The following is a 17,260-nucleotide window of genomic DNA, read 5'->3' on the forward strand; positions in this document are numbered from 1 at the left end:
TTAATACAATTCGTCCAAGGTCATATTGAGATACTTGTTCACAGCACGCAAGGTACTGAGAACTGATAGAATTCCACCCACCACTACCAAAATTCCAAACAAGATCAACATCAGTTCCTGATTTTGAAGTAGTGCAAAGCCCTCAATCGCCGTCTGTGTATAGGATATCAGGCCAAATAGAATCACGGATGCAAAAGCTCCTGCAAGCATCCCAAATACCCAAGAACGCATCAAGAAAGGTTTTCTAATAAATGCTCTGGTAGCACCGACCAACTGCATGGAGCGTATCAGGAAACGCTGAGAAAACAAGGCCAGTCGGATCGTATTGTTGATGAGCATGACCACGGTAATAATCAAAATCAAGATAAAACCACCCATTACCAAGCTGACTTTTACCAAGTTTTTGTTGATGGATTCGACCAAGTCAGTCATATAGGAAACCTCAAACACTCCTGGAATCGCTTCTAGTTCTCCAGCGATGCTTTCTAACTGCTCAGCTGTCTGAAACTCCTCAGAAATTGTAATCACATAGCTATCTCTCAAGGGATTATCTTCCAGAAACTTTGTAAAATCCTCACCTGTACTTTCAATAAACGTAGCTGCAGCTTCCTCATTGGAAATGTATCGAAGGCTCACTGTATCTGCTTTGATGAGCACGAATGGCCTACTGGCTAGATTATTTTTAATAGTGGTGATTTCCTCTGCTTCAAGATTCTTATCGAGAAAAATCTGCACTTCCACATTTTCCCGAATCAGACTAGTGAGTGTTTTTGCCTGAATCAAAATGACTCCAAAAAGGCCAACAATAAAAAGGGAAAGAGTGGTGCTAAAGAGTACGCTTCCGTATTTGAAATGCCCTAAAGTCTTTTTCTTGCGAGGGTAATTTGCCATGTAGTGTTAAGAATTCTGACCAAAGCTAAGCATCCCCAAGGATTTTGCCAATTTGTTTCAGGATTGGATAAGAATCACTTTTTCTGTGGTAATTCCATAAATTTTTGCGGTCGGAGCTGCTTTCATCAGGGCGAGCCCTGTGAAATTGCCAAAGGCAGGCAAAATCAATCGTTGCTTTTCCCAAAAAAAACAAGAAATTCTCACTGATTGCCGCCCCAAACCTCTCAGGCGAATCCCTGGATGAATGTGGCCGCACAAATTCAACAAGCCTTCTGGCACAAAGTCCATTGGCTCATGGGATAGCATGAGAGCTCCATAAATAACCGGCTCTTTGTGGATTTGCAACCTGCTATCTGTATAGAAATCATCAGAAAGTATATCGTGATTTCCTAAGACAAGATGAAAGGTAACCTCCTCAAATTGATCCAAAAACTGCATCAGAACGCTCCATTGGCCATTCCAGTCACTATGAAATAAATCCCCTAAAAAATAGACATGAGTAGGCGAGTATTGCTCAAACAGGCTTGCTAATAGCTCCAAATCCCGATCATGAATCGGCTCAGGAATGGGAATCCCGGACTTTCTGAAATGAGCTGCTTTGCCAAAATGTACATCAGAGATTAAAAGAGTTTGTAATTCAGGAAGCCAGATGGCCTTCTCCTTCAAAAGCCATAATTCCAACCCCGCATGTTCAATGATTGCCTGATTCAGTTTTTGTTGCATGGTGGATCAAAGCTAATTTGAAAGCGTTGATTGAACTAGGACAAGATTGAATTTTCTGACAATAGCTGACATTCTAAAACCAAAAAACCTCCATGGAATATCCATGGAGGTTTAAAAAAACGTAATCCAAATTTTAACTTTTATTGCTGTTCCAGATAAAAGGATTGAAGAAAATAACTCAACTGCTCAAACTCGATCAAAAACGCATCGTGGCCTGCTGATGATTTGATTTCCTTGTAAGTCCCTCTTTTGACATGTTTGGAAATGAATTGAGACTCTGCTGGTAAAAAGAGTAAATCCGTATCCACACCTACAGTCAATACCTTTGCCTCGATCATAGCCAAAGCTGCTTCCAATCCACCTCTATTTCTCCCCAAATCATGGCTATCCATAGTTTTGGACAAGGTCCAATAGGATAGTGCATTGAAGCGCTTGGCTAGTTTTTGCCCTTGGTATCGCAAATAGGATGAAGCTTTGAAATTGTCCAATTTAGGATCTTGGTCCTTTTGTTTTTTCTGCAAATCCCCGGGATGACGATAGCTGAGCATAGCGATAGCTCTTGCAGTCTCCAGTCCTTTTTGACCTGCAAACTCACTTTGATCACCCCAGGTACAATCAGACTCGATGGCCATTCTCTGGGTCTCATTGAAACCGATCACCCAAGGGGATGATTGAGCTGTGGAAGCCAAAACCACTAAATTTTTCAGCTTGGAACCCAGTGTGATAGCCCATTCTAGAGCCACCTGTCCACCCAAAGAACCTCCGATTAAGGTATGAATTTGATTCAACCCTAGATGATTTCGGAGTCTTTCCAATGAATTGGACAAATCTCGCGGTGTCACGTGGGGAAAGTCATAGTAGTAAGTTTCCCCCGTATCTGGATTTTTGCTCAGGGGATTGGTAGATCCATAATTAGACCCCAGCAAATTGGCACAAATAATAAATTTGTCCGAAGGGTCAAAGAATTTGTCTTCTCCTATCAATCCACTCCACCAATCTGAAGCATTGGAGTCGCCAGTCAAAGCATGTACTACCCATACTACATTGGACTGGTCTGCATTGAGACTTCCATAAGTCGTGTAGGCAACATCAAATTGGGAAAATGACTCCCCTGACTCTAATGCCAGGGGTTCAAAGGATTGAAATAATTCCAAAGACATGGTAATCGAAGCGTATTGACTTTTAAGGTTCATTCGTGATGTTATATTGAATCAAAAGCTTGCTGTAGGTCAGCTTTGATATCTTCTATGTGTTCGATACCCAGCGATATCCGCAGCTGGGTAGGAGTGACGCCTGCGGCTTTTTGTTCTTCTTCAGAAAGCTGCTGATGCGTCGTAGCCGATGGCTGAATGATCAGAGTTTTGGCATCGCCTACATTGGCAAGGTGAGAGATCAGTTGCAGGCTATTGATGATTGCAGATGTTTGTTCTTTATCACCTTTGACTTCAAAACTCAACACTCCTCCAAATCCATTTTTTAGGTATTTTTTGGCCAGATGATGGTATGGAGAAGACTCCAATCCCGGATAGTTTACTTTTTGCACTTTCGGATGAGATTCCAGCCATTTTGCCAGTTCCAAAGCATTATCTACTGTTCTCTGCACCCTAAGAGAAAGTGTCTCCAGACCTTGCAATAGCATAAAAGAATTGAATGGACTAATAGCAGGGCCGAAGTCTCTCAATCCTTCTACTCGAGCTCTAATGGCAAATGAGATATTTGGCAGGCCAAGTGGATTTCCTTCCCCGAAAACCTCCCAGAAATTCAAGCCATGATAACCTTCTGAAGGTTCGCTGAATTGTGGGAATTTTCCATTTCCCCAGTTGAAATTACCTGCATCGATGATGACTCCTCCGATGGATGTACCATGTCCGCCTATCCATTTGGTAGCTGAATGTGTCACGATATTGGCTCCATGAGCTATAGGATTGAATAAATAACCTCCAGCACCAAAAGTATTGTCAACTACCAAAGGAATATCATGCTTCTTGGCTACCGCAGCGATCCCTTCAAAATCAGGAATATTAAACTCTGGGTTACCGATAGTTTCCAGATAAATCGCTTTGGTCTTGGTATCGATTAATTTTTCAAACGCTTCCGAGGAATCTCCCTTGGCGAATCTTGCTTCGATTCCAATTCTTTTGAAAGCAACCTTAAATTGATTGTACGTACCTCCATACAAGAATGAAGTGGAAACAAAATTTTCACCAGCCTGCAGAATATTGTTCAAAGCTAAGAACTGCGCTGCCTGACCGGAAGCTGTAGCCACAGCGGCTACGCCGCCTTCCAAAGCAGCTAGACGTTTTTCAAAAACATCTGTAGTTGGGTTCATGATTCGGGTGTAGATGTTCCCGAATTCTTTTAAGCCAAAAAGATTGGCTCCATGCTCTGCTGAGTTGAAAACATAAGATGTAGTCTGATAGAGAGGCACAGCTCTCGCATTGGTAGCGGTGTCTGGCTCTTGGCCGGCATGAAGTTGGAGTGTTTCGAAACGATAATTCGTGGACATAATGAATGGGTTTATGGTTTTAGAAAAAAGACAATGAAAAACATCCCAAACGAAAAACGCTTGTAGACGCTGAAATACTCGAAAATCTCTGAGAAAGAGTAGGGGTGGTTTTACCTGAAAGTGGGATAGAAAATCCTTTGGTCATATCGCAGAGAATTTATAGTTCCAAATGAGACCTTCTCATCTGGCAGGAATTGGCACCTTGGTATTTCCAGGTTGCCAGAGGGTCATCGAGCCTGTCTCTCGCCTCTTCTTTATAAATCCCGGCACTTAAAAAGTGAAAGGATGCTGCAAAGTAAAATGAACTAGGTGAATTTTCAAAAGGAAATTCACCTAGTTTCTAGAAATAATAAATTTTGGAAGTTGACTTAAAGCACTTTTTTGAGATTATAGTCAAATCCCTCGATGCTTACATTGATGTTTTTATCAGTAGAGGAATCTATGAAGTCATTCAATACCTCTTGGATATCATGATCAATAAACCCTGCTTGGGAAGCATTTAAGATCACATCACTTTCTGGAGGGATTTCAGAAAGCTTTTTCATCAATGAAGCTTTGTTGAGAAAGGAGACATCCTTTTGAAGCTTGACCAAGTACTTCCCGTTTTGCTGGGTCATGATGATGGCATTTTGGTAATTGGTCCGGATGACGAAAAAAATTCCAAAAACCATCCCGATACCAATCCCTACGAGAAGATCTGTGAATAGTATGGCAATCACAGTCACTACAAATGGAATGAATTGATTCCATCCTTTTTTGTATTCGTTGATGAAAAGTGCAGGTTTGGCGAGTTTATATCCGACCACGAAAAGTACAGCCGCTAAGCAACTTAGTGGTATCATATTCAGAATATTGGCAATGCCGATTACTAAAACCAACAGCAAAACGCCGTGAAAAACTGCTGACATTTTGGTTTTTGCTCCTGAATTGACATTGGCGGATGTTCTCACAATCACCGCTGTCACAGGTAGACCACCTATCAATCCAGAAACAGTATTTCCGATTCCCTGAGCTACCAGTTCTTTAGAAGCAGGAGAAATTCTTTTATAAGGGTCCATTTTGTCTCCAGCTTCCAGACATAGAAGTGTTTCTATACTTGCAATTACCGCAATGGTAAAAGCTATGATCCAAAATTCTGGGGTAAGCACCAATCCAAAATCAGGGAAAGTCAGCAAATCACCCAATCCTGCCAAACTACTGGCGACCGGAATAGACACCAGATGCTCTCCATCAAGCTGCCAGGAAGGCTGGATCACACCATACAGTTGATTGATTACGATCCCTGCAATTACGGCCCATAGTGCACCTGGGACTAGTCCAAAAATTCGGTGGTTTTTGATTTGAGGCTTTTCGAAGAAAATAATCAAGGCAAGAGAAATCAATACAATTGGAATTGCTCCCGGACTGAAATACTGGATGGCGTACCAGATTTCAGTTATTGTATTGTGGGAATCTGCTTGCAGAAAAGCTTCGTCGCCCATGGTATCCTTATCGTAGCCAAATGCATGAGGAATCTGCTTCAAAATCAAAATCAAGCCAATAGCCGTAAGCATCCCCTTGATCACAGAGTGGGGAAAATAGTACCCCAAAATACCTGCCTTGAGTAGTCCTAGTATAAACTGAATAATACCAGCTGCCACCACAGCAGCCAAAAACAATTCGAAAGTACCAAGTGAAGAAATGGCGTCCAATACGATCACCGTCAAGCCAGCGGCAGGACCACTGACACTGACATTGGAACCAGAAAATGAGCCGACTACAATGCCGCCGATAATTCCGGCAATCAATCCAGCCATGGGAGGAGCCCCACTCGCTACAGCAATCCCCAAACATAGGGGCAGGGCAACCAAAAATACGACAAGACTCGATTTGAGATCATATTTCAGGTTATCCCCAAAAAGGTTATTCTTCATAGGTAAGGGTTTTTGTTAGGTAAATCTTTGAAGATTCTACTATTTCAAAAATAACCGAATCTATTTAAAATAAAACCTTACCTATACAAAATCCTATTTGGCATTTGCTAAAAGCGCCTGAAATGCAGTGTCAATTTTTTCAAACTGAAATTCATGAACTGCCTTTTCCAATTTCTCCTGAATTTCAGAAAGATTTAAGTTGCCAATACTGCCTTCATGGCTGTGATTTAATTGACTCTGATCTGGAGCAAAATCATCTTTTTCTATATCCAAACCAACTTTTTTATATGCATCTCGGAAAGGCATTCCTTTCAGTACCAATTCATTGACCACCTCTACGGAAAACAAATGCTTGTAAAATGAATCTTTCAAAATACCAGATTTGATCTGAATCGACTTCAACATAAAAGTTGTCATCTCAATACAAGATTGAAGAGAATCAATTGCCGGGAATATTTCTTCTTTCAACAGCTGCAGATCTCTATGATAACCAGTAGTCGAATTAGTCAATAATAGAGCAATTGTGTTTGGCACTGCCTGAATCTGATTGGTTTTGGCTCGGATCAACTCAAACACGTCTGGATTTTTCTTATGGGGCATGATGCTCGATCCTGTCGTCAATTCGTCAGGAAACTTGATGAAACCAAAATGTTGATTCATAAACAAGCAAACATCATCAGCCAATCGATTGAGTGTTCCAGCCATTCCAGCAACCGCAAAACCTAGTGTTCTTTCAGTTTTTCCTCGACTATTCTGCGCATTGATCACATTGTGATGCAAATCAGCAAAACCCAGTAGTTGAGTAGTCAGAGTTCTATCCAAAGGAAAACTAGATCCATATCCGGCTGCAGAGCCCAGCGGGTTCTTATTGGTCAAGTCAAAAGCGGCTTTTAATAAGCCTAAATCTTCACTGATTCCTTCAGCGAAAGCTCCAAACCATAATCCAAAAGAAGACGGCATAGCCAATTGCGTGTGGGTATAACCCGGCATCAGATCCTTCTTGTGTTTTTCGGCCAATTCTAAAAGTAGGGAAGATAAGTCCGAACTTGCTTTTACCAGACCACGAATAGCATCCCGGTAATACAATTTCAAATCCACAAGAACTTGATCGTTTCTGCTTCTACCAGAGTGAAGCTTTTTCCCGACATCTCCATAGCGACTTGTCAACAAAAATTCAACCTGCGAGTGTACATCTTCCACACCAGGCTCGATCACGAAATCACCGGCTTCAATCTCCAGATAAATCTCCTTCAATCCCTTCTGCAAAATCTCATTTTCTTCATCTGTTAGCAATCCTATTTTTGCCAACATATGTGCATGAGCCATAGAGCCAAGGACATCAAAGGGAGCGAGAACCAAATCAAATTCGGGATCTCTACCGATAGTAAATGATTCAACTTCTTTTTTGCTATCGGTGGCTTTTTGCCAGATTTTCATGGGATTATATTTTTGAAGATTTTAGAGAGGCATATGTTTCGAGTAGCTGAATGTACCCAGCTATTCCTTTTTCTATTTCATCCAAATAGACGAATTCATCCGCTGTGTGTGAGCGTGCAGAGTCACCTGGACCGATTTTCACAGAAGGAAATGGGATCAAGGCTTGATCAGATAGAGTAGGGCTGCCATACTGTTCCAAGCCCAATTCATCAGCCACTTTCAAAATCAAATGACCTTCTGGAACATGTGAACTTTGGAGCCTCATAGAGCGTGGTTGTAGCTCTGCGACCAGACATTTTTTGAGTTCGGTCAGAGCTCCTTCCAAAGTATAAGCATCCGTCACTCTTACATCTAGCGTATATTCACACAGATCGGGAACGACATTGTGTTGACTTCCGGCATGGATGATAGTGGCTGATACTTTTGTCTTTCCCAGAAAAGGAGAAACTTTTCTGAATTCAAAGTTTCGAATCTTGATCAAGTCATCCAAAGCCTTGTAAAGCGCATTTTCACCTTCTTCTCGCGCAGCGTGACCAGCCTTGCCATGAACTTTCGCATCAATGACCATCAAGCCTTTTTCTGCCACTGCCATATTCATAAGAGTTGGTTCTCCTACAATAGCCAATTCCGGATCGGGAAGTTCCGAAAGCACATGAGCAATCCCGTGAGGGCCGGAAATTTCCTCCTCAGCAGAGGCGATAAGTATCAGATTAAATGGAAGCTCTTTGCCTTTGAAATAAAGAAAAGCTGCGATCAAAGAAACTAACGGACCTCCGGCATCATTGGAACCTAATCCAAAAAGCTTCCCATCCTCAACTATAGCTTGGTAAGGATCTTTGGTATAGCCGACATTTGGCTTGACAGTGTCATGATGTGAATTCAACCAGATACTTGGTTTGGAAGCGTCATATTTGCTGGCATACGCCCAAATATTATTGCCTTTTCGCTGAAACTCTACACTCTTACCAATAAAAAACCTGCTGATCAGAGTGGCTGTATCTTCTTCTTTTCTTGAAAGCGAAGGAGTAGCGATCAGATCCTTCAGCAGCTGAATAGCATCTTGGACAAGTGCTTTTTGCTTTTCCATCAATATAGGTCGTATCTGTGTCGCTCGATGATCGTGCCTGAAAGTTTTCCTTTGGTAGAAAGCATCAAATTCTCAGCTTTTCCGATCCATACATTGTGAACGCCTTTTTGAAGGGCTTCGAAAGCATTATCAAGCTTCGGGATCATCCCTGAGTGGATCACATTTTCCTTTCTCAGCTCGGCATAAATATCCTCATTGATCCTAGGAATAATCGAGCCTTCATTCTTTTCATCCAAAAGGACACCGCTTTTGTTAAAGCAGAAATAAAGATTGACCTGATGCTCTTTTGCCAAACTTGTGGCTAGGGCAGACGCGATGCTATCTGCATTGGTATTGAGCAGCTGTCCTTTTTTATTATGAGTAATAGCACTCAACACTGGCACTAGATCTCCACTTAACAAATGCTTGATCAAGTCAGTATTAACCTCTTGTATATCACCTACAAAACCATAGTCAATTCCTTTGACAGGACGCTTTTTTGATCGGATGATATTTCCGTCTGCTCCACTCATTCCAATTCCATTTACATGAAGGGCCTGAAGTTTTGCGACGATATTTTTATTGATCAAACCGGCATAAACCATGGTCACGACATCCAAAGTATCCTTATCTGTGATCCTTCTACCATCAACCATTTCTGGCATTACTCCCAAAGATTCACCAAATCGAGAAGCCATAACTCCTCCGCCATGGACCAAAATTTTATGACCGGGAAATTTGGCAAACTGTCCTAAAAACTCATCGAGCTTTTCAGGAAAGTCAATCACATTGCCACCGATTTTGATAATACTAATCTTCATAATAAGGGTACTTAAAAATTACTATCCAACAAGTGATTGATCACCGATTGGGCAGCGTATATTCTATTTTCTGCTTGCTTTTGTACCAAAGACCGCGACCCATCCAACATCTCATCGGATAATTCCACATTCCTTCTCACTGGCAAACAATGCATAATTTTGGCATTTGGAGCATTCTTTAAATGTTCCTCGGTCAACATCCAAGAAGGGTCTGTATGATGGATTTTACCATAATCCTGAAAAGAAGACCAGTTTTTCACATAAACAAAGTCAGCATCTTCCAAAGCCTTGGATTGATCATACTCGATTTTGGCTCCTTTGGTGAATTTCTCATCCAACTCATAACCTTCAGGATGGGTAATCGTCAGGTCATGTTCCATTCCAGACGTCCATTCTGCAAAGCTATTGGCTACAGCATGAGGAATCGCTTTGATATGAGGAGCCCAAGTCAAAACAACCTTTGGCTTTTTGCTTTCCTGACTATGTTCCCGAATCGTGATCTGATCGGCCAAACTTTGAAGTGGATGTCTGATAGCAGACTCCAAGCTGACGATAGGAGTACCGGTGTACTTCATAAACTGGCTAATCACATAATCATTGATATCGCTTTCCTTATCAGTAAGTGTAGGAAAAGCACGGATTGCCAAAATATCAAAATAAGTCCCCAAAACACCTGCAGCATCCTTGATATGCTCCACAGTACCCTGGTTCATGATAGCTCCTTCTTTCATTTCCAAAGCCCAGCCTTCTTTGTCCATATTCAGGACAATAGGTTCCATACCTAGATTTTGAGCTGCTATTTGAGTAGAAACTCTTGTTCTTAGGGAAGGATTTAGGAAAATACAACCAATCCTTTTTCCTCTTCCTTTGGTAATATCCGCACGAGGATTGGATTTGAAATAAAGAGCATCTTGGATGAGTTGCTCACCTAATGCCTTGGAGTCGAATTGTGTAAAATGGGTAATTGAAGAATTCATCAAAGATTATTTGCTCAGGATTTCCTTTAGGGCTACTAAAAACGAATTTAATTGATTCCATTCAATGGACAAGGGCGGGAGCAATCGAATCGTTTCCTTTTTGGAAGCCGAACCAGTGAATATTTTGTATTTGTTCACCAATTCAGATCTTACAGGTCCAGCGTCTCGATCCAAATCAATTCCAACCATCAATCCTGTTCCACGAACTTCCTTCACTCCTGGGATGGTTTTCAGCTCTGCAATCACTTTCTCTCCAAGCTCCTGAGACTTAGCTATTAAATTTTCCTGCTCCATCACTTCCAAGACAGCAATACCAGCTGCACACGCCAAATGGTTTCCTCCAAAAGTGGTCCCCAAAAGTCCATAGCTAGCTTGGAACTCAGGAGAGATCAACAAGCCGCCGATCGGGAAGCCATTTCCCATTCCTTTGGCCATAGTAATCAAGTCGGGAGCAATTCCTTCTACATTTTGGAAAGCAAAGAACTTCCCTGTACGTCCAAATCCAGACTGAACCTCATCCAAAATCAATTTGGCTTCATATTTTTTAGCAAGATCTGCCAGACCTTTCAAAAACTCAGGAGATGGAACTTGAATTCCACCTACACCTTGGATTCCTTCTATGATGATTCCCGCAATGTTTCCTGCTTTCAAAGTCTTTTCCACAGACTCCAAATCTCCAAAAGGAAGGATGTGAAAATCCTCTCGAGCATTACATGGAGCAACGATTTTAGGATTGTCAGTCAATGCGACAGCTCCTGAGGTTCTTCCATGAAAACCACCAGAAAAAGCAATGAAACCTGGTTTACCTGTTGCAAACGAAGCCATTTTGATAGCATTTTCGTTGGCTTCAGCGCCAGAATTACAAAGGAATAATTGATAATCAGGAAGGCCTGAAAGCTCGCCTAATTTTTCAGCATACTCTTTCTGAATAGGGATTTGGATCGAGTTGGAATAGAATCCCATTTTGTCCAATTGGTCTTTGATTCGCTTCACATAGTGAGGATGGGTGTGACCAATGGAAATAACTGCATGACCTCCGTAGAGATCTAAATATTCTTGACCATTCTCATCCCAAAGTTGAGCGCCTTGCGCTTTGTCAATTGTGACTGGAATGAGAGGATATACATCAAATAATTTCATGAGATTTACGAATTACGATTTTTGAAGTACGAGGTAAATCTCGACCTCAAACTTCTTTTCCAAAATTGAAATTTTAAATAGGGGGATGCAAAAACATGAAAAGCTTTTGCATTCTAGAATCTTGTGTCTAGCGTCTTAAGTCTATTAAAATGCTATACTTTTTAGATTCAAGCCCATCCTCTGATCCAATCCAAAAGCCAAATTGTAATTCTGAACCGCCTGCCCAGAAGCTCCTTTCAACAGGTTATCAATCGCAGAATAAACCACCAATTGTCCGGCTTCTTTTTGAATATAGACAATGCATTTATTGGTATTTACAGCCTGCTTTAAATCGATGTCCTTTTTGGAAACATGCGTAAAGGCAGCATCCTTATAAAATTCCTCATAAGCTTTGACAGCTTCTTCCTCAGTGCCTTCAAAAGGGAAGTAGGCAGTCACCCAAATCCCACGAGAGAAGTTGCCTCGATAGGGGACAAAAAGCAATTCTGAATCAAAGCCCTGATTCAATTGTCCAAAAGTCTGCTTTATTTCTTTGAGATGTTGATGCGTGAAAAGCTTGTAAACAGATAGGTTTCCAGTTCGATAGCTGAAATGGGAAGTTTCTGCCAATTTCTTTCCGGCTCCAGTGCTTCCAGTGGTTCCTGAAATATGCACAGCATCTTTCACCCATCCTTTGGAAATTGCCGGAGCCAAAGCCAATTGAATACCGGTTGCAAAACAACCTGGATTTGCTATCTTCTTAGCAGTCTTGATCTTTTCAGCATTTACCTCAGGAAGACCGTAGATGAAGTCATTGCTTTCGTCCCGGAAATCCGTTGATAAATCAATGATGACTGTAGACTCAGGGAAGGAATGTTCTTCAAGAAAACCTTTGGTTTGACCGTGTGGTAATCCTAAGAAAACTGCGTCAATTCCTTCTGTTTGTACTTCATCGGTAAAAACCAAGTCACAATCCCCAATCAAGTCAGGGTGTACTTCTGAGACAGTCTTTCCTTTTTGGCTATTTGAATGCACATAGATCAACTCACAGGCCGGATGATGAACCAATAATCTTAAAAGTTCCCCTCCGGTATAGCCTGCGGCGCCTATGACAGCTGTTTTGATCTTAGTCATCGGTACTATTTACTTTATGGAAAATTGCCGTTTGGTTACCCAAAATTCGAGTAAATCCTTTCACATCCTCTCCTGTGTATCCTTTGTTCATTTCTCCATAGCTTCCAAATTTGGAAGACATCAAATCGTGATCTGATTCGATGCCAATCAAAGTGAATCTGTAAGGCTGAAGCAGAACTTTAACATCTCCACTCACGAACTCTTGAGTGCTAGCCATAAAGGCTTCGAGGTTTCTCATCACAGGATCTAGATAGTGTCCTTCATGCAAGTGGTTACCGTAGAATTCAGCTTGCTGATTCTTCCAGAAGAGTTGCCATTTGGTCAAGGTGTGCTTTTCCAACAACTGATGTCCTTTGATGATAATCAATGGGCCAGCAGCTTCGAAACCTACACGACCTTTGATACCGATAATGGTATCACCTACGTGAATATCTCTTCCGATTCCATAAGGAGCCGCCATCGCTTGTACCTTTTGGATCGCATCTACAGGGTTTTCAAAAGTCTCACCGTTGACACCTTTCAATTCACCTTGAACAAAAGTCAATTTGATTTCTTTTGGCTCGGTTTCAGTTGCTTGAGTAGGCCAAGCTTCTTCAGGAAGATATTCTGAGGAAGTCAAAGTCTCTTTTCCACCTACAGATGTCCCCCAAATTCCTTTATTAATAGAGTAGGCAGCTTTCTCGAAGTTCATGCTTACACCATGCTTTTTCAAATATTCGATTTCCTCTTGACGAGAAAGTTTCAAATCACGAATAGGAGTGATGATTTCGATATCTGGAACGATCGTCTGAAAAATCATATCGAAACGAACCTGATCATTTCCAGCTCCTGTTGAGCCGTGAGCTACAGCTTTGGCACCGATTGACTTCGCATATTCAGCCAAAGATTTCGCTTGCAAAATACGTTCAGCAGATACAGATAGGGGATAAGTTTGGTTTTTCAATACGTTTCCAAAAACCAGGTATTTGATCACCTCTTGATAGTAGGTATCGACCACTTCCAAGATTTTGAAAGAAGCTATCCCCAAACTTTTGGCCCTGGATTCTACTGTTTCCAATTCTTCTTCTGAGAATCCACCTGTATTGACCAATACAGCGTGAACTTCATATCCTAAATCTTTGGACAGGTGCAGGGCGCAAAAGGTGGTGTCCAAACCACCACTATAGGCTAAAACTACTTTTTTCATATGTTGAAAGGGTATGTGAAAACGTACTAATTAAAGGAATAAATTTAGTGCTGAATCTTTGGTTTTGTTCAATTTCAGCATAACGTATTTTTTCAATCTGACCCAACGGTCAAATAGTTTGAGATCTTTTTTGAAATTCTCTCTGAGAGCTATTTCCTGCAATTGGTTCTTCTTGGCAGTAGGATCATATAGCATCGCAGTGCAAAGACAGTTTTGACGATTTTTGGACATCAAAATCTCATAGTTGATGCAGCTCTGACAGCCTTTCCAGAATTCATTGTCATCTGTCAGATCAGAATAGGATACAGGAATATAACCCAGCTCAGAGTTGATTTTCATCACTGCGGCACCTGTAGTCAAGCCAAAGATTTTGGAATCAGGAAATTTTAATCGGCTTAGTTTGAAAACCTCTTGTTTGATCTTGCGGGCAAGGCCATATTTTCTGAATTCAGGGTTGACGATCAAGCCAGAGTTGGCGACGTATTTCCCATGTCCCCATGCCTCGATGTAGCAAAATCCAGCCCATACGCCATCACTGGTCAAAGCAATGACAGCTTTGCCTTCATCCATTTTGGTTTCGATGTATGCTGGAGATCTTTTAGCGATTCCGGTTCCACGGGCTTTGGCAGAGCTTGCCATTTCTTCGGTGATGATTTCCGAATAAACCTTATGTGAGGGATCAGCTACAAGTATTTTAAATGAGATATCTTCCATGGACTATGACATGAATTGATTCCCGATCAAGCCGGGGAGGTAATAAATGATTAAAAGGGAAAATTTGGCCGGGGCAGTCTTCCGCGAAGGAAAACAAGAAATACTACAGGGTCAGACCCTGAAAAAGAACCTGTGCCTCCTCAAAGGAGAAAAAAGCAAAGTAGCAGCCAAACGCAATTCGATTGCGATAGGATGAGAAGTTTTTGGCGCTATGTTTACTGTGTTAATCATTTCAATTGGACTGCAAAATTGATTCCTTTGTGAAGGAATTGCAAGAAAATTTTTCAAAAATTTAAAGTTTCTTAGACTTCCTTGAATTTGCTCCAATGAAAACAGCCCTAAATTCCTGATTAACCAATGAAACCAAATATTATTTGGTCATTTTTCAATCTATGCATTGCCAGAAAGCTGCTTGATAGCTGTCACAAAGGCATCCATATCTGCTTCTGAGGTGTAGACATTTGGGGAAATTCTACAGCCTTTGACTCCCGCTCCATCTATCGCTACAGTGAAAATCTGGTATTCATCCAAGAGTCTCTTTGCCAATTCGGCAGGTTTCATCGTACTAATTCCCACATTGGCGATGGCACAGGACCTCTTCGGATCCAGAGGAGTATTGATGACAACATTTGGAAGATCTCTCACCTGATCCGACCAATAGCGCTGAATGTATCGGAGACGGTCTTCTTTTCTTTGCGAACCGATTTTTTGCTGAAATTCTATCGCATTGATCACTGCCAAATCTGTAGAGACAGCGTGAGTTCCGGTATGATTTAGCCGATGTAGCCCTTCTTCATCTAGGTTAAATGGAGCAAGAAGAGGCTGGAGTTTGGAGGCCTTTCCATCTTTGATATAGAGCATTCCGGCACCAAGGGGCACGCTGAGCCATTTGTGCAGACTGCTACCATAGTAGTCACAGTGCAGCTCTTCCATATTGAAGGTGAATTGTCCGACAGCATGGGCTCCATCTACCATCACCTCTACGCCATGGCTATGAGCCATATCACAGATTTTTCGGACTGGCAGAATGTGGCCAGTGATATTGACGATATCCGGCACCATCATCAGTTTGGTTTTAGGGGTGATAGCGCTTTCATACACTGCCACGATCTCCTCATCATTGGCTGGATGCATGGGGATATCGATTCTTTTGACTGAGATCCCGTGCCTTCTACCTGCCAAATCAAACATGCTGAGCATGCTCCCATAATCCTGATTGGACATAATCGCTTCATCGCCAGATTCCCATGGATAGCCAGAAATGACCAAATCAAGTGACTCAGTCGTGTTACGAGTCAAAATAACTTCCTCTGCTTTGGCTCCTACGAGCTCAGCGAGCATGGCTACGCTTTTGGCTTTATTGTCCCACTGGACAGTACGCATATAGTGAGAGCCTTGGTAGTTGACTTCGCGAAGGTGTTCGATGTATTTTTCCAGCGTTTCCTGAGGCAAAAAGCAATAGTAGCCATTCTCCAAATTGATATAGTCTGGTTTCAACTTGTAAGCGGCACGAATCTGCTCCCAAAAGTTATCTGCTGAAAAGTCAATTCCAGGTACTTGGGATACTTTTTCTTTGAAGCCAAACGAGCCCGAGATGCCTAAAAATGCCAATGATTTCAAAAAGGAGCGCTTATTCATAAGATATCGGTGTGGTTATAGGACGTAACTTAAAATCCAGACTATCAAAAGAAAAATTGCCAACCAGCTAATCCAGGCTGCTCTTTTGGGAAATTCAAATTTGCAAATGGGACAAATAGCTGCCTTGGCATCTATTTCCATGGCACAGGATGGGCATTCTTTGGTTTTCACGATGGACCTTGAACTCTTTTAAATGGAAAATGATTGAATCTAAATAAGTCAAAATCTATGAAAATCGAAATTTGGTCGGACATCGTTTGTCCATTTTGCTATATCGGGAAGCGAAAACTTGAAAAGGCTTTGGCAAAATTCCCTAATAAGGAAGCTATAGAAATCGAATGGAAAAGTTTTCAGCTCAATCCCGAAGAAAAAACCAATCCCAATATTTCCACTTTGGAAAATCTAGCCAATAACAAAGGCTGGAGTATGGATCAAGCGCGAGAGGCTACAAAGTATGTGACTGAAGCTGCAGCCAATGAAGGGCTAACTTTTGATTTTGACAAAGCAGTCGTAGCCAATACTCTCAATGGTCATAGATTGATACATTTTGCGCAGTCTGTAGGCAAAGGTTCGGCAATGAAAGAAAGATTGTTGAAAGCTTATTTCACGGATGGGTTGAATGTAGACGATCCCCATACACTCCTCAAGTTGGCCGAGGAAATTGGGCTCGACGCTGAAAAAACGCAAGAAGTGCTCAACTCCGAGCAATATCTAGAAGAAGTCAATCAGGACATTTATGAATCGAGATTGGTGGGAGTAAGGGGAGTTCCTTTCTTTGTTTTGGATAGAAAATATGGAATCTCAGGTGCTCAACCTGACGAAGTCTTTGATGAAACAATTTCGAAAGCTTGGGCTGAGTTTACTTCCAAGGATTCTGGATTGATCGTCAAAGGAAATGAAGGTGATTCTTGTGATATAGATGGAAATTGTTAGAATTTTTTAAGTAATCGACCACTTTCAATGCTAAAAGGGAGAAATAATTCAAGAAATCTTGATTTTTTTTCTCCCTTTCATTTTCATACTGAAGTAGTTAAGTTTCAACTTTTTAATCAATCCAAATAAGATCTACTGTTACTTGGAATTTTAACTTTATTTGAATAAATTCTAATTACTATTTAGACTAATTACAAATAGA

15 protein-coding genes and 1 riboswitch are annotated in these 17,260 nt (G+C 41.4%); of the genes, 1 reads left to right on the forward strand and 14 read right to left on the reverse strand.

What is annotated here, in order from left to right; all coding sequences use genetic code 11:
• The 14 genes from G460_RS0103230 to G460_RS0103300 form a co-directional block, all read right to left on the reverse strand.
• Complete coding sequence (locus G460_RS0103230; RefSeq protein ID WP_026954019.1) at positions 1-891, reverse strand: cell division protein FtsX; 891 nt, start codon at positions 889-891, stop codon at positions 1-3.
• A gap of 57 nt (positions 892-948) precedes the next feature.
• Complete coding sequence (pdeM, locus tag G460_RS0103235) at positions 949-1,614, reverse strand: ligase-associated DNA damage response endonuclease PdeM (protein ID WP_051315893.1); 666 nt, start codon at positions 1,612-1,614, stop codon at positions 949-951.
• Positions 1,615-1,754: 140 nt separating this feature from the next.
• A complete protein-coding gene (locus G460_RS0103240) occupies positions 1,755-2,807 on the reverse strand; it encodes a homoserine O-acetyltransferase family protein (RefSeq protein ID WP_026954021.1) in 1,053 nt (350 codons plus the stop codon).
• A gap of 8 nt (positions 2,808-2,815) precedes the next feature.
• Positions 2,816-4,120, reverse strand: coding sequence for an O-acetylhomoserine aminocarboxypropyltransferase/cysteine synthase family protein (locus G460_RS0103245; protein WP_026954022.1), 1,305 nt, complete (start codon positions 4,118-4,120; stop codon positions 2,816-2,818).
• A gap of 154 nt (positions 4,121-4,274) precedes the next feature.
• Positions 4,275-4,383, reverse strand: a riboswitch (SAM riboswitch).
• A 105-nt stretch (positions 4,384-4,488) separates the two neighbouring features.
• Positions 4,489-6,033: a SulP family inorganic anion transporter gene (locus G460_RS0103250; RefSeq protein WP_026954023.1), complete on the reverse strand. Its 1,545-nt coding sequence runs from the start codon at positions 6,031-6,033 to the stop codon at positions 4,489-4,491.
• A gap of 93 nt (positions 6,034-6,126) precedes the next feature.
• Positions 6,127-7,470, reverse strand: a complete 1,344-nt coding sequence (gene argH, locus G460_RS0103255) for an argininosuccinate lyase (RefSeq protein WP_026954024.1) — start codon at positions 7,468-7,470, stop codon at positions 6,127-6,129.
• Between the two features lie 4 nt (positions 7,471-7,474).
• The gene (locus G460_RS0103260) at positions 7,475-8,557 is read right to left on the reverse strand and encodes a M20 family metallo-hydrolase (protein ID WP_026954025.1); all 1,083 of its coding nucleotides are present in this window, start codon (positions 8,555-8,557) and stop codon (positions 7,475-7,477) included.
• On the reverse strand, positions 8,557-9,357 hold the full coding sequence (gene argB, locus G460_RS0103265) for an acetylglutamate kinase (RefSeq protein ID WP_026954026.1): 801 nt from the start codon (positions 9,355-9,357) through the stop codon (positions 8,557-8,559). The genes G460_RS0103260 and argB overlap by 1 nt, the downstream gene beginning before the upstream one ends.
• A gap of 11 nt (positions 9,358-9,368) precedes the next feature.
• Complete coding sequence (locus G460_RS0103270; RefSeq protein WP_026954027.1) at positions 9,369-10,322, reverse strand: Rossmann-fold NAD(P)-binding domain-containing protein; 954 nt, start codon at positions 10,320-10,322, stop codon at positions 9,369-9,371.
• An 18-nt stretch (positions 10,323-10,340) separates the two neighbouring features.
• Positions 10,341-11,474: an aspartate aminotransferase family protein gene (locus G460_RS0103275; RefSeq protein WP_026954028.1), complete on the reverse strand. Its 1,134-nt coding sequence runs from the start codon at positions 11,472-11,474 to the stop codon at positions 10,341-10,343.
• 144 nt (positions 11,475-11,618) lie between these two features.
• Positions 11,619-12,587 (reverse strand): N-acetyl-gamma-glutamyl-phosphate reductase, encoded by a 969-nt coding sequence (argC, locus tag G460_RS0103280; RefSeq protein WP_026954029.1) that lies wholly within the window; start codon positions 12,585-12,587, stop codon positions 11,619-11,621.
• The gene (locus G460_RS0103285; protein WP_026954030.1) at positions 12,580-13,773 is read right to left on the reverse strand and encodes an argininosuccinate synthase; all 1,194 of its coding nucleotides are present in this window, start codon (positions 13,771-13,773) and stop codon (positions 12,580-12,582) included. The genes argC and G460_RS0103285 overlap by 8 nt, the downstream gene beginning before the upstream one ends.
• A gap of 30 nt (positions 13,774-13,803) precedes the next feature.
• Complete coding sequence (locus G460_RS0103290; protein ID WP_026954031.1) at positions 13,804-14,487, reverse strand: N-acetyltransferase; 684 nt, start codon at positions 14,485-14,487, stop codon at positions 13,804-13,806.
• A gap of 390 nt (positions 14,488-14,877) precedes the next feature.
• A complete protein-coding gene (locus G460_RS0103300; RefSeq protein WP_026954032.1) occupies positions 14,878-16,125 on the reverse strand; it encodes an aminotransferase class V-fold PLP-dependent enzyme in 1,248 nt (415 codons plus the stop codon).
• A 228-nt stretch (positions 16,126-16,353) separates the two neighbouring features.
• On the opposite strand from G460_RS0103300, the gene G460_RS0103310 reads away from it, so the two are divergent.
• Complete coding sequence (locus G460_RS0103310) at positions 16,354-17,058, forward strand: DsbA family oxidoreductase (protein ID WP_026954033.1); 705 nt, start codon at positions 16,354-16,356, stop codon at positions 17,056-17,058.
• The last annotated feature ends 202 nt before the right edge of the window (positions 17,059-17,260 follow it).

It is taken from the genome of Algoriphagus vanfongensis DSM 17529 (assembly GCF_000429465.1).
GTDB classification, from domain to species: domain Bacteria; phylum Bacteroidota; class Bacteroidia; order Cytophagales; family Cyclobacteriaceae; genus Algoriphagus; species Algoriphagus vanfongensis.

Excerpts from the sequence above, each read along its gene's own strand:
- G460_RS0103290 (WP_026954031.1), bottom strand. The coding sequence starts at position 14,487 with ATGGAAGATATCTCATTTAAAATACTTGTAGCTGATCCCTCACATAAG.
- argC (WP_026954029.1), bottom strand. The coding sequence starts at position 12,587 with ATGACTAAGATCAAAACAGCTGTCATAGGCGCCGCAGGCTATACCGGA.
- G460_RS0103245 (WP_026954022.1), bottom strand. The coding sequence starts at position 4,120 with ATGTCCACGAATTATCGTTTCGAAACACTCCAACTTCATGCCGGCCAA.
- G460_RS0103300 (WP_026954032.1), bottom strand. The coding sequence starts at position 16,125 with ATGAATAAGCGCTCCTTTTTGAAATCATTGGCATTTTTAGGCATCTCG.
- G460_RS0103275 (WP_026954028.1), bottom strand. The coding sequence starts at position 11,474 with ATGAAATTATTTGATGTATATCCTCTCATTCCAGTCACAATTGACAAA.
- G460_RS0103260 (WP_026954025.1), bottom strand. The coding sequence starts at position 8,557 with ATGGAAAAGCAAAAAGCACTTGTCCAAGATGCTATTCAGCTGCTGAAG.
- G460_RS0103230 (WP_026954019.1), bottom strand. The coding sequence starts at position 891 with ATGGCAAATTACCCTCGCAAGAAAAAGACTTTAGGGCATTTCAAATAC.
- G460_RS0103240 (WP_026954021.1), bottom strand. The coding sequence starts at position 2,807 with ATGAACCTTAAAAGTCAATACGCTTCGATTACCATGTCTTTGGAATTA.
- argH (WP_026954024.1), bottom strand. The coding sequence starts at position 7,470 with ATGAAAATCTGGCAAAAAGCCACCGATAGCAAAAAAGAAGTTGAATCA.
- G460_RS0103310 (WP_026954033.1), top strand. The coding sequence starts at position 16,354 with ATGAAAATCGAAATTTGGTCGGACATCGTTTGTCCATTTTGCTATATC.
- G460_RS0103250 (WP_026954023.1), bottom strand. The coding sequence starts at position 6,033 with ATGAAGAATAACCTTTTTGGGGATAACCTGAAATATGATCTCAAATCG.
- G460_RS0103285 (WP_026954030.1), bottom strand. The coding sequence starts at position 13,773 with ATGAAAAAAGTAGTTTTAGCCTATAGTGGTGGTTTGGACACCACCTTT.
- argB (WP_026954026.1), bottom strand. The coding sequence starts at position 9,357 with ATGAAGATTAGTATTATCAAAATCGGTGGCAATGTGATTGACTTTCCT.
- pdeM (WP_051315893.1), bottom strand. The coding sequence starts at position 1,614 with ATGCAACAAAAACTGAATCAGGCAATCATTGAACATGCGGGGTTGGAA.